Genomic DNA, 16,634 nt, shown 5'->3' with positions numbered 1-16,634 from the left:
ACACGTTCTCGGCCCAAGGCACCGCTGTCCTTCCGCGCGTGGATCGGCCGGATGCGTCATGGATTCAAATCGCTGAACAGGCAAGGAAATGTGAGACCATGAAGACTCACAAGACGCGATGTATTTCCGCCCTGCTGCTCATGGTGGGCGCCTTCGGAACCGGGTGTCTCCAGGATGGAGGGATGACGGAAGAAGAGGGCGCCTCCGGCGACTGCACCGGCGGTGAATGCACGGGCGGCGGCACGAGCGGCAGCGGCGGGTCTGGTGGCGGCGGTGAAACCACGATCGTGGCCGCGTGCGATCCCGGAACCACGACGACGGCCTGGGCGACGAGCTGCCCGACCTCGCCGCCGGCTTGCACCGCGGGCACCTGGACCGCGGGCGGACCGGATCCGGATCACTCCACCTTCAAGCTGATCAAGGAGTCCGCGCACTTCGCCATCTATTCGGACGAGGCCATCTCCAGTACCACGGCTCAGGCCGCGCTCGACACGCTCGAGAATACGATCTGGAAGGTCTACTTCGGGGCGCCGATCTTCTTCAAGGAACCGCTCTGCAACCAGTCGAACAAGACCAAGGCCAGCATCCACGTTCATTCCGACTGGGGTCTCACCGGCGGCTCCTGGGCCACGGGCCGAATGGGGATGTGGATCGGACCCGGCGCGCTCAACGATCATTGGGGGCTCGGGCATGAGTTCATGCACGCCGTGCAGAGCGTGAGCGGCGGCATGGCGTGCTACCAGTCGAACACCTGCGGCTGGATCTACGAGAGCCACGCCAACTTCATGCCGCACCAGCTTCCCGAGTACCGCAACGAGGTGCACTGCTCGGAGATGTCCGTGAACGCGCCACACGTCTATCTGGGCTCGACGCGCGATCGCTACTGCAATTGGCAGTTCATGGAGTTCTTGAAGGACAAGTACTGCTACAGCGCGGTCAATGAGATCTGGACGAGCAGCCCGAGCAACGATCCCTTCTCGCAAATCATGAAGTCGCGCGGTTGGAACATCAGCCAGATGAACGACTTCTTCGGCGAGTGGGCGATGCACAACGTGACCTGGGATTACAAGGATCCGCCCCCCACCAGCGGAGGCAACCAGGGCCCGGCCTATCGCTCGAAGTACGGCTCGATCACGACGAAGTCGAGGCCGGAGCAGCGCCTGCGGCTGACCCAGCTCGAACCGCTGGATGGGAGCTACGCGACGAATCGGCGCTTCGTGACGCCGACCGGCTGGGCGCCGCAGCGCTGGGGCTACAACATCGTGCGGCTCTACCCAGAGGCGGGGGCCACGAGCGTGACCGTGACCTTCCGCGGCGTGACTCAGAGTGGCGCGGACTCGGATTGGCGCTGGGGCCTCGTCGCGACGGACAGTGCCATCACCACGCCACGCTATAGCGCCCTGCAGCGCGGCGCGAACGGCGAGCTCAATTTCTGCGTCAACTCCGGCGAAGCGCTCTTCCTGGTCGTGGTCGGAACGCCCTCGGTGCAAAGGCAGATTGTCTGGGATCAGATGTACAACACCATCTATCGCTATCCGTGGATGGTGCAGCTCACGAATGCCTGGCCCGAGGGGTTCAAGAACGGCGCGCAGGACGCCTGTCCTTCAGGGACACAGCGTCACTCGAACGGCGGCGGATGCGTCGTCAGCAGCGTTCCGGCGAGCGTGTACGTCGGCCCCTACGCGCAAGTGCTCGGCGGGAGCGTGAGTGGCTCGGCGCGCATCGAGGATCACGCGGTGGTCCTGTCGGGCAACGTCTCCGGCGGCACCGTCACCGGCCTCTCGGTGCTGACGAACGGCTTCAGCGTGAGCGGCTCGGCCAGGGTCGCCTCCACCTTCTATCCGCTCGGCTTCTACGAAGGCCAGCAATCGGTGTCGGGCACGGCGCAGCTCATTGGCGATCTCGAATACCGGGGCGTGGGCCTGAACAAGTCGAGCGGCACCTACTTCGGGTTCGTCGACTCGGGCACCGCGGCCGCCTCGAATACGACGGACGTCACGGTCGCGCCGCCTTACACCTGGCGGCCGTAGCTCCGCCGGGCGAATACTGAGCGCCCCGGGGAGCAGCTCGCCGAACGGCGGCGGTTCGCGACGGCTCGTGAGGCCGCCGCGACCGCCGTCGTCGCTTGCTTCGCGTGTTTTCTCTCTTGTGTCCTTCGAACCTCGTGCGGCGTCACTGGATGCGTTTCGGCTCGCCGTAGAGGTAGTCGTCCATCACCACCAGGTCCGCCGTGCCGCCCGCGCTGACGTCCTTGACGCCCGCGCCCAGCGCCGCGTCTCCCGACGTGATGTGGACCCGGGCCACCACGGTCTGGTCGAACACCACGCCCAGGAACGAGAAGCCGCTGGCGTCACTGCGCGCCAGTGCGGCGAAGGTGCCGAGGCTCCTGCCCCTCTTGTCGAAGAGCTGGATCGTCGCGGAGCCCACTCGGTCCACGTCCGAGAACACCACGCCGAAACCCTTGACGTGCGCGGGCGTGTTCGTGCCCGCCACCCGGAACGTCACGTCCAGGGTGTTGCCCCCGGCCACCATGAACGTGCGCGGGAGGCTGAAGGCGTTGAACTCGTCGCCGTAGCTGGGGTCGATATCGGAGAAGTCGTTGTCGCTCACCCGGAAGCCGGTGGCTGTCGTGGTGAATACGGCTCCACGCTTGCGGCCCGCGGGGGCGTTGGGATCGACCGCGTTGAAGAAGTCTCCCGGGAAATTGTCCACGTTGGTGAGTGCGGGTGGCACACCATCCCAGTTGATCTCCCGGCGCCCGGAGCGCTGCTGCCCCGGGATGACGTTGAGCGGATCGCCCAGCAATGCCCGGAACTGATCCACCGCTCCAGCGATGTTGCCACTCGCGGTGAGCACCACCACTTGACCCTGTGGGCTCCAGGCCGCGCTGACCTCGTCAGGCTGGGTCTCTTCAGTCACGGTGGCCGCGTTGGCTGCTTCAGGCTCGAGACTCGGTCCACAGCCCGCGAGTGCGAGTGCGGCGATGGCCACCAGCCGCCAGCCTCCCAGGAATCGCTCACCGCTCTTCTTGAAGCTCTTCTTCATCGACAGACCCCCTCCATCAAGACAACGGGAGGAAGGTGGAGCCCGGACATGGCGCTTGAATCCTGGCTCCGTGTGCACTCGATAGTCGGTTGAGCGACGGGGACGTCCGCCTGCCCGAGGGGCGAGGTGCAATGCCTGTTCATGGCCGCTGAATGCCAGCCAGGTGTCCATCCGGACGCGCAAGCGGTGAAGCCGGTCGTCCCTCCCTCCAGTCCATTCCCTCTGCCCTCTGTCAACCCCACCTGTGTCTTGCGTCGCCGGGTGCAAGACCCGGGAGGGGAGAGATGGCATGGCCTCGACCTATTTCGGAGCTGCGCGTAACCCTAGGCCAGAGGCCGCGGCGCTCTCGTGGTGGGAGCTTCTCCCGACCACTCGGAAGGCCCTGGAAGAACTCGTCCATTGGCTGGACTCGGCCTACACGGCGAGCGCGTCTGACGATTCGGAGTCCAAATCCCAGGAGCACAAAGAGCAGCTCGCGACGAGTGCGCTCGTCTCCGGAGACAGGGGCTTCGGGAAGACCACCATCCTGCTGTCGACCGCATCCGCCCTCCGCGATCCCGTGAGGTTCCTTGCGCCGCCCCGCACGAAAGTGACGACGGAAAATCGTCCGCCTCCGGATGGCAAGGAGAGCAAAAGGCGCGAGGATCTGCTCGCCACGCTCGTGAGGATCAAGGAGCACATCGTCTGGCTGGACCCTCTCGACATGGATCCCCTGCCCGCGCAGGCCAACCTCCTGGCCACGCTGCTGGTCCGCGTGCGCAATGCGCTGGATGTCGGCCGCGATTCCAGCCGGCAGGAACGGTGGGCACCCCCCTCGCTCCTCGAGGAAAGTCTGAACGAGCCCTATGGGCAGATCGACAAGCTCGTCCGGGATGCCACCTTCATGTGGGAGGATCTTCCCTCGTTGGGGCAGGATCCCCGACAACGTGCGGATCAGCAGATCAAGGCTGCTGAAATCTACGCCACCTTCCGGCAGGACTTCTTCAGGGCCATGGACGCGGTTTCCCGCCTCCTGGCGACTCGCAGGTTCGGCCGTGACCCCAAGGGGCGAGTGCTCCTGGTCCTACCCATCGACAACGTGGACCGCAGCACCCATCACATCCACCTCATCCTCAAGCTGACACGGATGGTGGCCAGCCGGAGACTCTGGTTCGTGCTCGCCTCGGGGCACTCTGAGTTCCAGCTCTTCCTGGAGCGCGCCTTCCAGGCGGAACTGACCTCGCCAGTCCCGAACCTGGTAGGGCCTCGAGCCAGGGATGAGACGCTGGCCATCGCACGCCGGCAGGCCGCCGCGGCCATGCGCCGGGTGCTCCCTCCCATCCATCGCATCCAGATCAAATCGGTTTCTCCCCAGGAGGCCTGGGACTTCCAGGTCGCCTCCGTCTTGCTGGGCGGCGAGGAGGAGAAGGACAAGCTGTCGAGCCTGCTGCGAGACCTTTATCTGCCGAAGAGGTTCGAGGAATCGCCCACCCTGAAATGCTTCGCCGATCTTTTCGATATCAAGGAGAGGCTCTCCGAATCTGTCAGGGCTGAGTATCGTAGATTTGTGAAAGAAGACGGTCTCACGCGAGATGAGAAACTCTTGCGAGGAGCGGAGCCCTCGGCTGAGACGGATGGGCCCATCTTCACCTATGCCGCCACACTTGCCCTCACCCTGTCGGCCAGAACCACCCTGGATCTCTGGCAGGCCCTCAGAGCCGTCATCGAACAGAGGAGGGATCATTCAGAAGATGGCGGCAAGCACGGTCAAGAGCCCTGCGACATCTGTGCGGAGCGGATCATTGCTGTCGCCGAGATGATGCTGCGTACGGCCATCGACGAGAGCGAGCTTCCTGGTTGGGCCAGTGAGCAGCTCCTCAACCGCATCATGCGCCGCAACCAGAATGGGGATGTCGTCCTGGACCTTACGGGGATGCCCCTGCAGAAAGCCAAGCGTACGACCCTATCCGACGTACTGGTGTGGGATCATCTGCGGTTCGCTGCTGAGGCGCAGCCGAAGGTCATCAAGACGCAGAAGGAGGCTGCTGAGGCGCAGAAGAGGGTTGCCGAGGCGCAGAAGAGGGCTGCCGAGGCGCAGCGGGAGGAGGAGGTTGCCAAGGAGCTGAAGATGGCTGCCGAGGAACTGCGGAAGGCTGCCGAGGAGCTGAAGAGTGCTGCGCGGGCGCGGGGGGGAGGAAAGATTGCCGAGGAGCTGAAGAAGGCCGCCGCGGAAATGAAGAAGGCCGCCGCGGAAATGAAGAAGGCCGCTGATGCGCGGGAGGTAGGGAAGACGGCCAGGAAGCTGAAGAAGGCCGCTCGGGCGCAGGAGGAGGCCGCCAAGGCGCAGAAGACGGCTGCCGAGGAGCAGGAGGAAGGGGATGGGTCTGGGGCGTTTGCCGAGGATCTGGAGAAGGGTGCTGAGGAACTGAAGAAGGGTGCTGAGGAGCTGAAGAAGGCCGCCAGGACGCAGGATGCGGCTTCTGATGCGAAGGAGGAGTACGAGAAGCGGCTGCCCTCTGCGGTGCCAGAAGGCCGTCTGCTGCGTACCGAGTTGCACCTGCGGCACTTCCAGGATGACATCCTCGAGTTGCATGACCTCTCCAAGCCCGGTCGCAAGGTCCCCCTCCCTCGCAGTGTTGCCGGCTGGTTCATGATGCTTCACGACCTGCTGGTGTTTGCCCTGGATGGGCGGGTGTTGAACGCCTCGACGATTCCCCTCGAGTCGCCCCCCGAACTGGTGGCAACCGTGCACAAGGCAAGGTTGGATTCTCCCGGCCTTATCGAGCTCGATTTCTGGTGGCTTCCTCCCAATTGGGACACCTTTATCGACTACACCCTCTTCATTGCTCAATGGCGGGCCTTCTTGTGGCGTACGAGGGAAGTATTCCAGACTCCCAAAGATGAACTCGTCAGTGAGGAGTTTGCCACCAGTCGCTTCAAGTTTGTTGTGGCCGCATGGATCGACAATGTCTGCTCAGTCGCTGATGATAAGAAGCGCGGCCAGTGGGACTGGAACAAGAGCGGGTGGAAATCATATGGGACGATCAAGACGGTCCCTCTTTCCTGTGTAGTCCCCCCGTGCGAAGAGCCCAAGAAGGCAATCAAGGAATCCCAGTCGCCGGGCTCGTGTGTTCAGCCATCGAATAAGACCCGCGCCTTCGAAGCCAATCTCGATGCCTACTTGACCGAAGTCGCTTTCAACACCGAGGAGCTTTTCAAAAAGACCCGGGAGAGCGCTCCTGGATACGGCAGGCTGTGGACTGCCCGGTTCTGGCTCGAGCAGACCCTGCCCTTGATGATGCATCGCGAGTTCCTACCGTATTTCTTTCTTGGTGATCACTTGGAGTTGCTGGACATGGTGTCATCGAGAGTGAAGGCGGAACAGCCGGAGGCGGGACAGTCGGGGATACAGAGGCAGAGCGGTCCCTTCCTGTGGAGGGACATCTGGAGATCCAATGCGGCTCTCACGAAAGCACGTCGGTATGATCTGGTTCGTCAGACAATGAGGTTCTCCAAGGTCTACGAGGCCCAGATGGAGGCGTGTGGCGTCATCAAGGAGCCCGGCGCCCAGTTCCTCCGTGATTGGCTCGAGAGCGCCTGCAAAGCCTGGCTCGACATCGCCGGGGACATCGAGTTCGACGTCGATTCCAAAGAGGGGACGGTGACCGTGAGGATATGACTGACCCCCAAGCTCCTCCCAGCGCACCCCTGACGCCGAGGCGTGTCCCCGAGGCCTACGTCCGTTCCGAGATCGCCAGCTATCCCTTGGTCAGCCTGGTGGCCTTCCAGAAGGCCATGGTGGAGCTGAATCCCGAGCTCGATCCCAGGCGGGGCGGACGGACCCGGGATTTGTGGAAGGATTGTGAGCAGACCTTGTCGGTGCATGCGAGTGGCTGGTCTCTGGACCGGCTCATCATGGCACGCGACTTCTTCTGGTTCGGCGAGGTGCCGGGCCGCCGGCGCGTCTCGAGCCTGCGGCCCGTCTCCATGCTGCGCTACCTGCGCAACCTGGCCGGAAGCTTCCTCGAGCCCCGTCCCGGCATCACCGGGCTCTCCCATGGCTATGATGTCAATACCTTCGACGCCTCCATCCACTATCGCTGGCTCACCTTCTCCCTTCCCGAGGATCTGCTGGTTGTCTCCGTACCAGTGGAGCCAGCACCCACCCGGGTGAACGTGGATCCACCTCTGTTGTTGCGCAGGTTGGCCGATAGCGGGGTCGCGGAGATCCATCACCACATTGGCGCGGGAATGGACTTCTCCCTTCTCTGGGCCTCGCTCCTGGCGAGGTTGGCGGATCCCACGCTCGCTTGCAATGCGCTGGAGAGTCCTGCTCTTCCCTTCGGCGAGGGCGAGGTGTTGCTGCGTTGGCTCCTGGCCGCGGCCATTGCCCGCTGCTTCCTGGCCGAGTTCCTCATCCGCCGGGGCCACATCTCCTATGAAAAACTGACCGACTTCCTGGAGGAACTGCGCCGCTCGCCCGCCTGGCCCGTTCATCGGTTCCAGATCTTGATGCAGACGCTCCAGGCCCTGGCTCGAGGTGAGAGGTCCATCCTGCCGGATTTCTACCAGATGCATGACCTCTATGGGCAGCTCCACCCGGTGGGTTCCACCCTCCCCTCGCGGCCACCCCGGACGCTCGAGGAGGTGTGGCGGTATTGCGATCCCATCGCCGTGCGCCTGGGATTGGACATGCCCAACGGTGGAGAGCGCTGGCTGATGCGCCATGGCCTGGGCTACCTTGAGGAGTGCGAGCGGAAGAGCCCCCCGCTCCAGGTGGATTCGCCCCAGTTCCAGCGCTGGGACCCCATCTTCCAGAAGATCTTCTGGCAGATGCTGCGGGTGCGGTGCGTGTACTACCGCACGGTGGTGCAGCGGCCGATGACGGCCGGTCTGCAATGGTTCGTGCGGTTCTACGACCGGTTGTGGTGGGTGCGCTCCCCGCTGAATGCCGCGCGTGCTGAGGTGTCCTATTCCGTGGCCGGTGGGGGCCAGCCCCTCTCCGCCCTGGAGGTGCGTATCGCCCCGGCCTCCTCCTCTTTCGCTCTGGCCGAGGACCTCTGGGAGCTCACCCGCTCGTGGCAGTATGTGATTGGAACCATCAATACCCCACGGCACGGCCGGCGCGAGCCCGAGTTCGGCGTGCTCGTCCACTTCACCAAGGAGCATGACCCGGGGAAGCTCTGGGCGGCTGGAGCGCCTCCCGCGGGCGTCCGGCAGACCCATGCCGAACCCAGTCGCCCGGGGGGGCGCTACGCGGATTTCTTCTCGGCCCAGGCGGTGAAGGCCCGGGCCATGGTGGACCTGTTGCGGGCGGTGCCCCTGTCGCTCTGGTTGCTGCGCGGGCTGGACGTGGCCTCGTACGAGCTGGGGGAGCCCACGTGGGTGATGGTCCCCCTCTATCGTTACGTTCAATGGGAGGCGAACCTGGCGGCGACCTCCCCCGCCTCCCGGCAGGGACAACACCTGGCTCCGCCCCTGCGGTTGACGGCCCATGTGGGCGAGGACTTCCGCCACCTCATGGAAGGACTGCGGCGCATCTTCGAGTGCATCCAGTACCTGCTGGAGCGCACTGGAGGGCGGCTGGGGCATGCCACGGCGCTCGGTGTGGAGCCCCGCCTCTGGGCGGAGTCGGCGGGCTCGGTGATGACGACGGCCGAGGACCGGCTCTGGGACCTGGTCTTCGAGTGGCGGCTGTACAGTAGCTACCGCATCGCCCCCGAGCTGAGGGCGGAGACTCCGCCGGGGCGGCCGGAGCTGGTGGAGAACCGCATCCGCGAGCTGTCCAACAGCATCTTCCGTCACAGCTACGAGCCGCAGGAGCTGGCCGAGGCCCACCACGTGCTGCATCAGTTGATGACTCCGCCGGTGGCCCGGGTGAGGGCAGAGGGCAGTCTGGATGCCTTCACCCGCGCGCTGTACATGCTGGACCCCGAGCACGTGCGCTGCCTTCCGATGGTGCGCAAGCTCCTGCTTCGTTACCGCGAGGACGAGCAGGTGTTTCACCGCGGGCAGGAGCCGGTGGACATCTCCCTCGACTCCTCCGAGGTGGCGGCGCTCTACGCCGTGCAGAACGCGCTGCGGCGAGGCGTGGGACTCCGGGCGCTCGTCGTGGAGATCAACCCCTCCAGCAACCTGCTCATCGGGGACCTGTTGGATCTGCGCAATCACCCCATCCTGCGCCTCTACCCTCCGATGCCCCAGGAGGGGGCGCCTCCGCCCGTTCCCATCGCCGTGGGCTCGGACGACCCCATCACCTTCAGCACCTGGCTGCTGCGCGAATACTCGCTGCTGTTCGAGGCCGCTCTCACCGCGGGCTATCCGGAGCGGGTGGCGCTCGACTGGTTGGAGCGGATTCGCCGCATGGGGCTGGATGCCCGCTTCACCGTGGCCTGGTTGCCCACGGCCGAGGAGCTGGCGGAGCGGCTGCTGCGCGAACTCGGCGAGTACCTCCAGCGCCCCAGGCCTCCTCCGGCGCCGATGCCGGCATGGATGCGCGGCTTCTGGTCCTGAGCGCGTTTCGTGACATGACTCGGGCGGTCATCTACAGTGAGGTGACCGCAGAAGGCACCCGAGAGGAGAGTCAGGAATGCAGTCCGCGACCGCGCTGCCCGGCTTCGAGCACCTGTTGGAGGTGTGCCGGAGCCGGGCTCATCCCATGAAGCTGGAGTCACCGTCTTCGTCCGGGCCCCCGGCGGAGCCGTCCGTGGCGGGGCAGCCGATGGACTCCCAACTGGCGGCCGTCCATGCGCGCATGGGGTTCCTCTGGGTGAGGGATGAGCTCTCCGTGTTCCCGGCGCGGCACGAGCGGCGGCCGGACCTGCACCGGGTGAACGCGCACTGGCGCCAGGAGTGGGCGGAGCCGTTCGGCTCACTGCTCGTCTTCGCGAGGGATGACCGGCTGGCCTACTGCTACGCCACGGTGCCCACCCTGGTGGATGCGCGGGGGTTGCAGCCGGTGGTCTGGGTCGACGTGTACGAAGCGCTGTACGCCGTCCCCGTCGCCTCGAGCGTGGACCGGTTCTTCGACACCTATGCGTGCTACCTCGAAGCCGCTTCTGTCTCCGGGGAGGAGGACGGGCCGCCGCTCCGGACCTTTCCCTGGAGTGCCTTCGAGGTCATCGCCCGGGACCGGGAGCTGGTGGAGCGGATCCGCGCCGGGCACTTCGACTTCCTGTTGCAGGCGAACGCCCGGGCTCGCGAGTGGGTGGAGCGGCTGCCCGGCGTCTCCGTCAGAAGATGAAGTCGAAGTAGTGCACCTCGGCCGACAGTCCCGCGCAGGCCCGGATGTCTCCCGTCCACGCCTGGGGGGGCAGGGTGCCTCGTGCCTCGAGGACCAGCTCCAGCCGGTCATCGCGCGCCAGTTGCGGCACGCTCGCCGCTTCCACTCCTCTCAGGGTGATGCTCGTGGGCGAGAAGGCCTCCGTGGGTTGCTGGTACTCGAGCAGCGTCCGGATGATCTCCGTCGAGCCCGTTCTTCTCAGCGACACCTTCGCGTACTCGAGGGTGCTCAGGTCCGCGCCTCCTTCCGTGACGGCGAGCTCGAACAGCCGCAGACGGAAGTCCGTCGCGAGCCGCCCCTCGGGCAGGTCCGCTCCTATTTCTCCCAGTGGGAATTCGAAGGTGTGCGTGAGCGCCCTCGTGTCCGGCGTGGCGGCGGGGAAGGAGATGCTCCGCTCGGTCTTGCAGATCTCCTCGGTCTCGGCGTTCACCACGAAGAAGGTGTCGGCGAGCTTCCGGCAGCCGGAGGTGAGCAGCGTGGTGGCGGTCAGCAGGAGGACGCGGGGAAGGGTACGCATGGAGGGACCCCGTCAGTTGAAATAGAGGATGAGGCCCAGCTTCGCCACCGGGCTGGAGAGGCCGAGGGTGAGCGGCCGGGCGGTGATGTCCGGGTCGTTCTCCGACTCGCGGATGAAGGACTTCACGTCATTGCCGCCGATGAACCAGTAGCTGATGCCCACGCCCCCGAAGAGGGTGACGTAGCGCGAGGGCGAGAGCTCCAGGCCCAGGTGGGCGCTGAGCTGGTCGTACCCCACCTCGCGGATGCCCGTGGCCGCCGTGGTGGGCTCGCCGTGCAGCTGCGTCAGCAGCTTGTTGTAGTCCGCCTTGAAGTAGTGGCCGTATTCCAGCCCCAGCGAGGGCGTGATGAAGAGCTGGATCGGAATGAGGTCCAGCCCGCCGCGCACCCCGAAGCCCAGGGTGTTCCTCGTGGCCCCCACGTGCGCCCGCAGCCAGGGCCGCGGGTGGATGAGCGCCGCGACTCCCAGGCCCTCCGGAGCGCCCGCCACCAGCCTCGCGCCGAACCGCGTGTTCCACGGCGGCGCCGCGTCGGGGTCGGCCGGCGCCGGGGTGGACACGGTGCCCTCCGACTCCGCGGCCGGTGTGTCCGTGTCCTCCTGCCCCTGGGCCCGGGCGAGCGGTGCGGCCGCCAGAACCAGCAGACAGGTGAGCGCGCGTGCGCCCCCGCCTCTCGGATTGACTGCTGTCCTCATGACTTCGTCCCCTCCGGGGTCACCCCGGCTCGGGGGGAATCATTCGCGACCCGGGGCCGGGAGAGAAGCCGCGAAGACAAGGTCCACTTCCTGGCAGGGCAGACAGGCGGACGGCCAGGGCTTCCGGGGTGGGAGGGGTGCGCCTGTTGATGGGAGGGCTCGACCGATCGGCGGGGTCTGCTACGGTGCATCATCCGGGTGCATCTGGCCCCTGGAGCCGCTCGATGCTCAAGAAGATCCTGATCGCCTCCGCGACCGTGGTGACGTTCGTGCTCGTCATCGGACTCGCGTTGCCGTCGAAGTACCGCGTCGAGCGCTCGACGACCGTCCGTGCCTCGTCCGAGGCCGTCTACGCCGCCGTGGCCGACCTGCGGCGCTGGCAGGACTGGGTCCCGTGGAACGCGAAGACGCATCCGGGCACCCAGTGGACGTTCGGTGGGCCCGAGCTGGGCGTGGGCGCCGTGCGCAGCTGGAGCGGCGAGGACGTGGGTCAGGGCACCCTGTCGCTCACCCAGGCGGAGCCGAAGACGGGCGTCGCCTATGACATGTCGGTGGGGCAGGGCCGCTACCTGCTGCACGGCCGCATCTCCTTCGCGCCCGTGGAGCAGGGCACCCGGGTGACGTGGGTGGACGAGGGGGATGTTGGCGGCAATCCGTTCGCGCACTACCTGGTGCCCCTCATCCGGTCGAGGCTCGGCGGCGGCATCGAGGAGGCCCTGGCCGGGCTCCAGAGGTGGGTGGAGGCCCATCCTCGCGAGGCCGTGGCGAGCCCCGAGCCTGCACCCGCTCCGGTGGAGCAGGCCCCGGCCCCCCCGCAGCCGCCCGCTTCCGAGCATCCCGTCCCGCCTCAGGTCGCGGAGGGCTCGCAGACGGCTCCTCCCCCTGGGCAGGGCTCGGAGGTGGCCGCTCCGCCTCCGGCCGTGGAGGGCTCGACGCCGAGCACTCCGGGCGAGGGGGTTCCTCCGGTGGTCACGGCTCCGCCCGCAGGTGAGCAGGCTCCGGCCTCGGGAGGCACGACGGCTCCCTCGGGCGAGCCGGTTTTCGTGCCGCCCGTGCCCTCGGGTGCGTCCACGACGATACCGGCTTCGACTCCAGCTCCGGCTCCGACGGGAGCGTCCTCGACCCCGATTTCGATGTAGGCCCCTCCCGGTTTCATGGAGCGGAGCCCCTCTCCCGAGGACGTGCGCCGTCAGCTCGAGGGCCGTGTCGAGACGGTGGAGGCCGCGCGTGCGCGCTACGCGGCGCTGGAGTCGCTGTTGTCGGGCCGGAAGTGGCAGCACCGCCTGCGCGAGCAGCTGGCCGAAGCGCTGAGCGCCGTACCTGCGCATCATCACATCCGGTTCCTTCAGGAACGGTGCCGTTCAGCCTCGCGGTAGAGCCGGGTGAGAGAGAAATCCAGCAGTGCCTGTCGCGAGCGCATGTAATGGCGTGCCCGGACAAAGGGAAACCAGACACGGTTGCCCACGAGCACCTGTGCTTCCTCGAGCTTCTGACGGGGTATCCACCGGCCGCCGAGGTTGCGCACCAGTACCTCGCCCAGGTACGCGCCGATGGCGGGCACGGCTCGCTCCTCAATGGCTTCTCGTCGGCGGCTGGTGGGGAACTCCTCGCGCCAGAAGTAGAAGTCGGCATCCGTGAGGGACTCGGGCGTCGCCTCGAAGACGGATGGCACCTGGGTATGCAGCAGGGCCACGAGGTGCTCGGCGAGAGTGTCGTAATGCTCGAGCGCACGTTCCGGGTCGTCCACGTCCGGAGGCAGGGCGGAGTCGGCGGGGCGCCACTCCTCGGGCTCGGGCGGCTGCCAGGCGTTGAGCTCGGCAATCCTGCGCTGGCGTTTGTGACTGGCGGTGCGATCCACCACACGCGAGAGGAGCGGGGCCACGTCCGGGTGGAAGCGGGGCTCCACGGGAGCGAGCATGGCGCTGCGCTCGCGCAGGGTGCGCAGCACGGTGTCGTAGTCCAGGTCCGGCCGGAGGTGGGCATGGGCGCGGGCCTGGGCCTTACGAGCCTCGTCGCTGGCGAAGTCCGAAGCGGTGGGCCACGTCACCACGAGGATGGAGCCGTTGGGCAACTCCTCCACCCGCCAGGCCGGTGTGGACAGCATGCGCTCGCGGCCGACGGTCTCCACCAGCTTTGGGCCGAAGACATTGAGCCAGAATACCTCGTAGATTTTGTCGAACCCGTCTCTGAACAGGGTTTCATCGTCGCGGCCGAAATTGGGAGAGCCCGCCAATTCTATGTCATCGGCGCTGTGTGCCTTGACATGAGTGACCGGGTACCGGGAGGCCCAGGCGCGCACCATCTCCACGAATTGGCGGCAGCGCTCCACCTCCGCGAAGAAGGAGAGGGGCTTCACGTTGATGAAGATTCCCAGTTTGGGAGGCAGCGGCGGAAACCAGAGACTGAGCGACATGTCCAACGCGGGCCACTTCGTGCGATAGAGCCCGAGCCCCGTGCTGTTCTCGTCGCGCCGCTCCTCCAGGGCCTTCCAAAAGGAAGGGCGAGAGTATTTCCGTTGCCGCTTGCCGTTGACGACATCCGGCATCCACCCGTCGGCGTGCTCCTCGAGCGTATGAAGAAAGGGCCCTAGCTCACCCTCCAGTGCCGCCTGCGGATCGAAGGCACCGTCGAAAGTGAGTCGGAGAAAATCCTCGTCCTTCGTGCCGTGAAACTTCAGCACCTTCATTGGAACGACACCTCCGAGAGCCGCACCTGGCGTGGTCATGGCTCGGGCCTTCTTGGCGAATCCTCATCGGCGTAAAGCGATGAAATGAACGAAGCGAAATCATTGGCCAGGAAGTAGAGGTTGCGCTCGCCTGCACGAGCATGGCCGTCCCAGTAGAAGATCGCACCTGTCCGGCTACCGGCAATCAACAAGCAAATCTTGTCAATGCCCTCTGTCGTTGCGATCGGAAGAAGGTCTGCGGGGATGCGATCCCCGAATACATTGAGATTCCAATCGAGATTGCATGATGTGACAGGATCATTCAATCCAAAGAACACATGGATTCGACCAAACGGATTGCCCGCGAGTCCATTGATCGTAAATAGATCGCGCTCAGGGCGCCCGCCGTTGGTGGACAACAAGAATTCCTTGTAAGGAGGTGGGAGGGTAAGGGTTTGATTTCTTTCAAATGACTTGATGTCCTCCGCGTTGAGCGAGGGCCCGCCATCAAACGTTTTTAGCAAGGCAACCACTACTGACCTCCTGAGAATCCACCGGTGTGTCCCGTTCTGGCGTGAGTTTCCGTTGGAACAAGTTGCATGGTCATCCCGTCCTGGTGGTGATGCCAGGTCATGCCCTTGGGCGTTTCTCCAAATCCCGCGGCCTTATTGGCTGCAGCGAAATCCCTGGCCCGAGAACCAGTGTAGGTAATCTTTACCTCGGCTTTGACGACGCCAGCGGCCCTGAAATCGGGATAGCCATCAGCATCGAACGGAACACCTGTAACTGGATGCCGTTTCCCCGCCAGATGGGCGTTCCGGATTGGAGTTTCGGTTGGAGGTTCCCCCTTTGGGGAGAGCGCGCCGCCCTTCGCCTCCATGGGGCCCCTGCGCTGGGGCTTTGCTTGGGACAACCACACTTGCGCCTTGGCCACATCTCCCCGCGCCTCGCGCAGGGCCAGGGCGGCGTCCACTCCCCCTGCGGCCACGAAGCGGCCCGCCTCCCGGCTGGCTTGTATGTCCCGGGCCAGCTCTCGCAGGCCGTCCACGCCCAGCCGCTCCTCCAACTGCCTCGCTATCTCCTTCAGCCCTTCCAAGTGCGGCTCCGATAGCTGGAGCCTTCGCGCTCCTCCCAGTCCGGCGCCCGGGGCACCGCGAGCCTCCGCCAGGGCGCGCAGGCCCTTGCCTCCGGCGCAAAGGGCCCCCATCAGCAACATGGGCGCCAGCTCGCGTGCGGCCTGCTCGTACTGGCGCTGGAAGAGCGAATACGCCCCATGGCCCGAGCCCGCCACCAGGTAGTAGAAGCCCAGCGGCACGCCGAACGTCATGGAGTCGAAGGTGCCCAGCGCCACGCTGCCCGGGGCGAAGTGCCGCAGCGCCAGGGCCCGCTCCACATTCTCACTGGCCTGCTGGTAGGGCGGTGGCAATTGCGCCCGCCGCGCGGTCATCTCCGTGTAGCGGGTGCCGTCGCTCCCCGGGCTGGTGGAGAGCACGTCCCTGGCGGCGCGGCCCAGGCCCCGCAGCACGTCTCCGCTCTGCTCGACTCTCTCTGGATAGCGCGACAGCGGCATGCCCCGCCGCTCCAACTCCTCGCGCACCGACGGCATGAGGGCCAGCGTCTGTCCCAACTGCTTGTCCCGGGCCAGCAGCCGCAGCACCTCGTCCACTTCGTCGTCATGGGCCGAGTGCAGGACGAAGAGGGCGAACACCTCGGCGTGGATGAGGCCGTAGCACTCGCTGGCGGTGAGGAGGAATGAGGCCCGCTTGCCCTGGAGGATGTGGGCGGCGTCTTCGCGCACAGGGCCCAGTGCGCCAAGCAGCACCGCGCGCCAGTCGTCCAAGGCCTCTACCAGCCGGGGCATGTCCACGCGCTGCTGCAACGCGACGAATTCGGCGGGCGAGGTGCACGTGAGGAAGGGGGCCAGGAGCGCCTCCCCGTCGCCGGAGGAGAAGTCGGGCCAGCCCGGGGGCACCGCCTGGCCTCCGCAGGTGGGTGGGCCTCGGGGCGTAGTCCCCGTGCTCGCCATGGTGACGTCCGAGCCCGGCCCACGGGCACTGTGGCCGCGGTGCAGCCGCTCCTGTCCTCCCGGCTTGGTGGAAGAGAGCGAGAGAGGCGTCTGGAGTGGGGGCGTACCGGCCGCCGTCTCTCGCAACGCGGGCATGGAACCGGTCCCGCTGGTTGGCGGCGCCAGCGCGACGCAGCCGGTGGTGAGCAGCACGGCCCCCAGCAGCAGCGCCGCCCATCCGAGTCGCGGAGCTTCAGTGCACATGGCTCACCCCGAGGACAAGGGAAGCGACGGCCTTCGGGCGCGGTGTCCGTTGGCCATGGGGCAACTCATCAGCGAGTGTCACCCTCCAGTTGTTGAGGAGGAGGGGCGCGGGTCTGTCGTTGCTATCGGGTCGTTCCGCCTGGGAGAGCAGCACCAACAGCATGATGGAGGTCATGAGTCCTCT

General features: G+C 66.0%; 12 protein-coding genes. 6 read left to right on the top strand and 6 right to left on the bottom strand.

All coding sequences use genetic code 11. The features are described from left to right. Positions 1–98 precede the first annotated feature (98 nt). Entirely contained in the window at positions 99–2,030 is a 1,932-nt protein-coding gene (locus tag DAT35_RS12490) for a DUF6055 domain-containing protein (protein ID WP_108067158.1), read from the top strand. A 142-nt stretch (positions 2,031–2,172) separates the two neighbouring features. Here DAT35_RS12490 and DAT35_RS12485 read toward each other — a convergent pair whose 3' ends face one another. Next, positions 2,173–3,045 carry a hypothetical protein gene (locus tag DAT35_RS12485; RefSeq protein WP_108067157.1) on the bottom strand — a complete coding sequence of 291 codons (873 nt, stop codon included), beginning with the start codon at positions 3,043–3,045 and terminating at the stop codon, positions 2,173–2,175. A 289-nt stretch (positions 3,046–3,334) separates the two neighbouring features. Between DAT35_RS12485 and DAT35_RS12480 the strand changes: the two genes are divergently transcribed. The 3 genes from DAT35_RS12480 (at position 3,335) to DAT35_RS12470 (ending at position 10,267) form a co-directional block, all read left to right on the top strand. Further along, the gene (locus tag DAT35_RS12480) at positions 3,335–6,703 is read left to right on the top strand and encodes a hypothetical protein (protein ID WP_108067156.1); all 3,369 of its coding nucleotides are present in this window, start codon (positions 3,335–3,337) and stop codon (positions 6,701–6,703) included. After that, the gene (locus DAT35_RS12475; RefSeq protein ID WP_108067155.1) at positions 6,700–9,537 is read left to right on the top strand and encodes a hypothetical protein; all 2,838 of its coding nucleotides are present in this window, start codon (positions 6,700–6,702) and stop codon (positions 9,535–9,537) included. Before DAT35_RS12480 ends, DAT35_RS12475 begins: the two co-directional genes overlap by 4 nt. A gap of 76 nt (positions 9,538–9,613) precedes the next feature. Beyond that, a complete protein-coding gene (locus DAT35_RS12470) occupies positions 9,614–10,267 on the top strand; it encodes a hypothetical protein (protein ID WP_108067154.1) in 654 nt (217 codons plus the stop codon). On the opposite strand, the gene DAT35_RS12465 is transcribed toward DAT35_RS12470, so the two are convergent. Both DAT35_RS12465 and DAT35_RS12460 read right to left on the bottom strand, forming a co-directional pair. Next, a complete protein-coding gene (locus tag DAT35_RS12465) occupies positions 10,257–10,823 on the bottom strand; it encodes a hypothetical protein (RefSeq protein WP_108067153.1) in 567 nt (188 codons plus the stop codon). The genes DAT35_RS12470 and DAT35_RS12465 overlap by 11 nt on opposite strands. Before the next feature lie 12 nt (positions 10,824–10,835). Continuing rightward, positions 10,836–11,516, bottom strand: coding sequence for a hypothetical protein (locus DAT35_RS12460; protein WP_108067152.1), 681 nt, complete (start codon positions 11,514–11,516; stop codon positions 10,836–10,838). Positions 11,517–11,740: 224 nt separating this feature from the next. Here DAT35_RS12460 and DAT35_RS12455 point away from each other — a divergent pair, with 224 nt between their 5' ends. Further along, positions 11,741–12,655 (top strand): SRPBCC family protein, encoded by a 915-nt coding sequence (locus tag DAT35_RS12455; protein WP_158501669.1) that lies wholly within the window; start codon positions 11,741–11,743, stop codon positions 12,653–12,655. A 15-nt stretch (positions 12,656–12,670) separates the two neighbouring features. Continuing rightward, complete coding sequence (locus DAT35_RS58920; protein WP_108067150.1) at positions 12,671–12,892, top strand: hypothetical protein; 222 nt, start codon at positions 12,671–12,673, stop codon at positions 12,890–12,892. Here the strand turns inward: DAT35_RS58920 and DAT35_RS12445 are convergent. Genes DAT35_RS12445 through DAT35_RS12435 form a run of 3 tightly spaced genes read right to left on the bottom strand, consistent with a single transcriptional unit; the run spans position 12,862 to position 16,450 of the window. Next, positions 12,862–14,202, bottom strand: a complete 1,341-nt coding sequence (locus DAT35_RS12445; RefSeq protein ID WP_108067149.1) for a hypothetical protein — start codon at positions 14,200–14,202, stop codon at positions 12,862–12,864. The two genes, DAT35_RS58920 and DAT35_RS12445, sit on opposite strands and share 31 nt — an antisense overlap. A gap of 35 nt (positions 14,203–14,237) precedes the next feature. Continuing rightward, on the bottom strand, positions 14,238–14,714 hold the full coding sequence (locus tag DAT35_RS12440; protein WP_108067148.1) for an SMI1/KNR4 family protein: 477 nt from the start codon (positions 14,712–14,714) through the stop codon (positions 14,238–14,240). Then, a complete protein-coding gene (locus DAT35_RS12435; RefSeq protein WP_233261431.1) occupies positions 14,714–16,450 on the bottom strand; it encodes an HNH endonuclease in 1,737 nt (578 codons plus the stop codon). The genes DAT35_RS12440 and DAT35_RS12435 overlap by 1 nt, the downstream gene beginning before the upstream one ends. Between the last annotated feature and the right edge of the window lie 184 nt (positions 16,451–16,634).

Origin of the sequence: Vitiosangium sp. GDMCC 1.1324 (assembly GCF_003044305.1) — a bacterium.
Taxonomy (GTDB): Bacteria; Myxococcota; Myxococcia; order Myxococcales; family Myxococcaceae; genus Archangium.
The sequence above is the reverse complement of the archived record's forward strand: the minus strand, read 5'-3'. Positions and strand labels throughout refer to the sequence as shown.

Coding starts and splice junctions, on each gene's coding strand:
- DAT35_RS12490 (WP_108067158.1), top strand. CDS start 99: ATGAAGACTCACAAGACGCGATGTATTTCCGCCCTGCTGCTCATGGTG.
- DAT35_RS12485 (WP_108067157.1), bottom strand. CDS start 3,045: ATGAAGAAGAGCTTCAAGAAGAGCGGTGAGCGATTCCTGGGAGGCTGG.
- DAT35_RS12480 (WP_108067156.1), top strand. CDS start 3,335: ATGGCCTCGACCTATTTCGGAGCTGCGCGTAACCCTAGGCCAGAGGCC.
- DAT35_RS12475 (WP_108067155.1), top strand. CDS start 6,700: ATGACTGACCCCCAAGCTCCTCCCAGCGCACCCCTGACGCCGAGGCGT.
- DAT35_RS12470 (WP_108067154.1), top strand. CDS start 9,614: ATGCAGTCCGCGACCGCGCTGCCCGGCTTCGAGCACCTGTTGGAGGTG.
- DAT35_RS12465 (WP_108067153.1), bottom strand. CDS start 10,823: ATGCGTACCCTTCCCCGCGTCCTCCTGCTGACCGCCACCACGCTGCTC.
- DAT35_RS12460 (WP_108067152.1), bottom strand. CDS start 11,516: ATGAGGACAGCAGTCAATCCGAGAGGCGGGGGCGCACGCGCGCTCACC.
- DAT35_RS12455 (WP_158501669.1), top strand. CDS start 11,741: ATGCTCAAGAAGATCCTGATCGCCTCCGCGACCGTGGTGACGTTCGTG.
- DAT35_RS58920 (WP_108067150.1), top strand. CDS start 12,671: ATGGAGCGGAGCCCCTCTCCCGAGGACGTGCGCCGTCAGCTCGAGGGC.
- DAT35_RS12445 (WP_108067149.1), bottom strand. CDS start 14,202: ATGAAGGTGCTGAAGTTTCACGGCACGAAGGACGAGGATTTTCTCCGA.
- DAT35_RS12435 (WP_233261431.1), bottom strand. CDS start 16,450: ATGTGCACTGAAGCTCCGCGACTCGGATGGGCGGCGCTGCTGCTGGGG.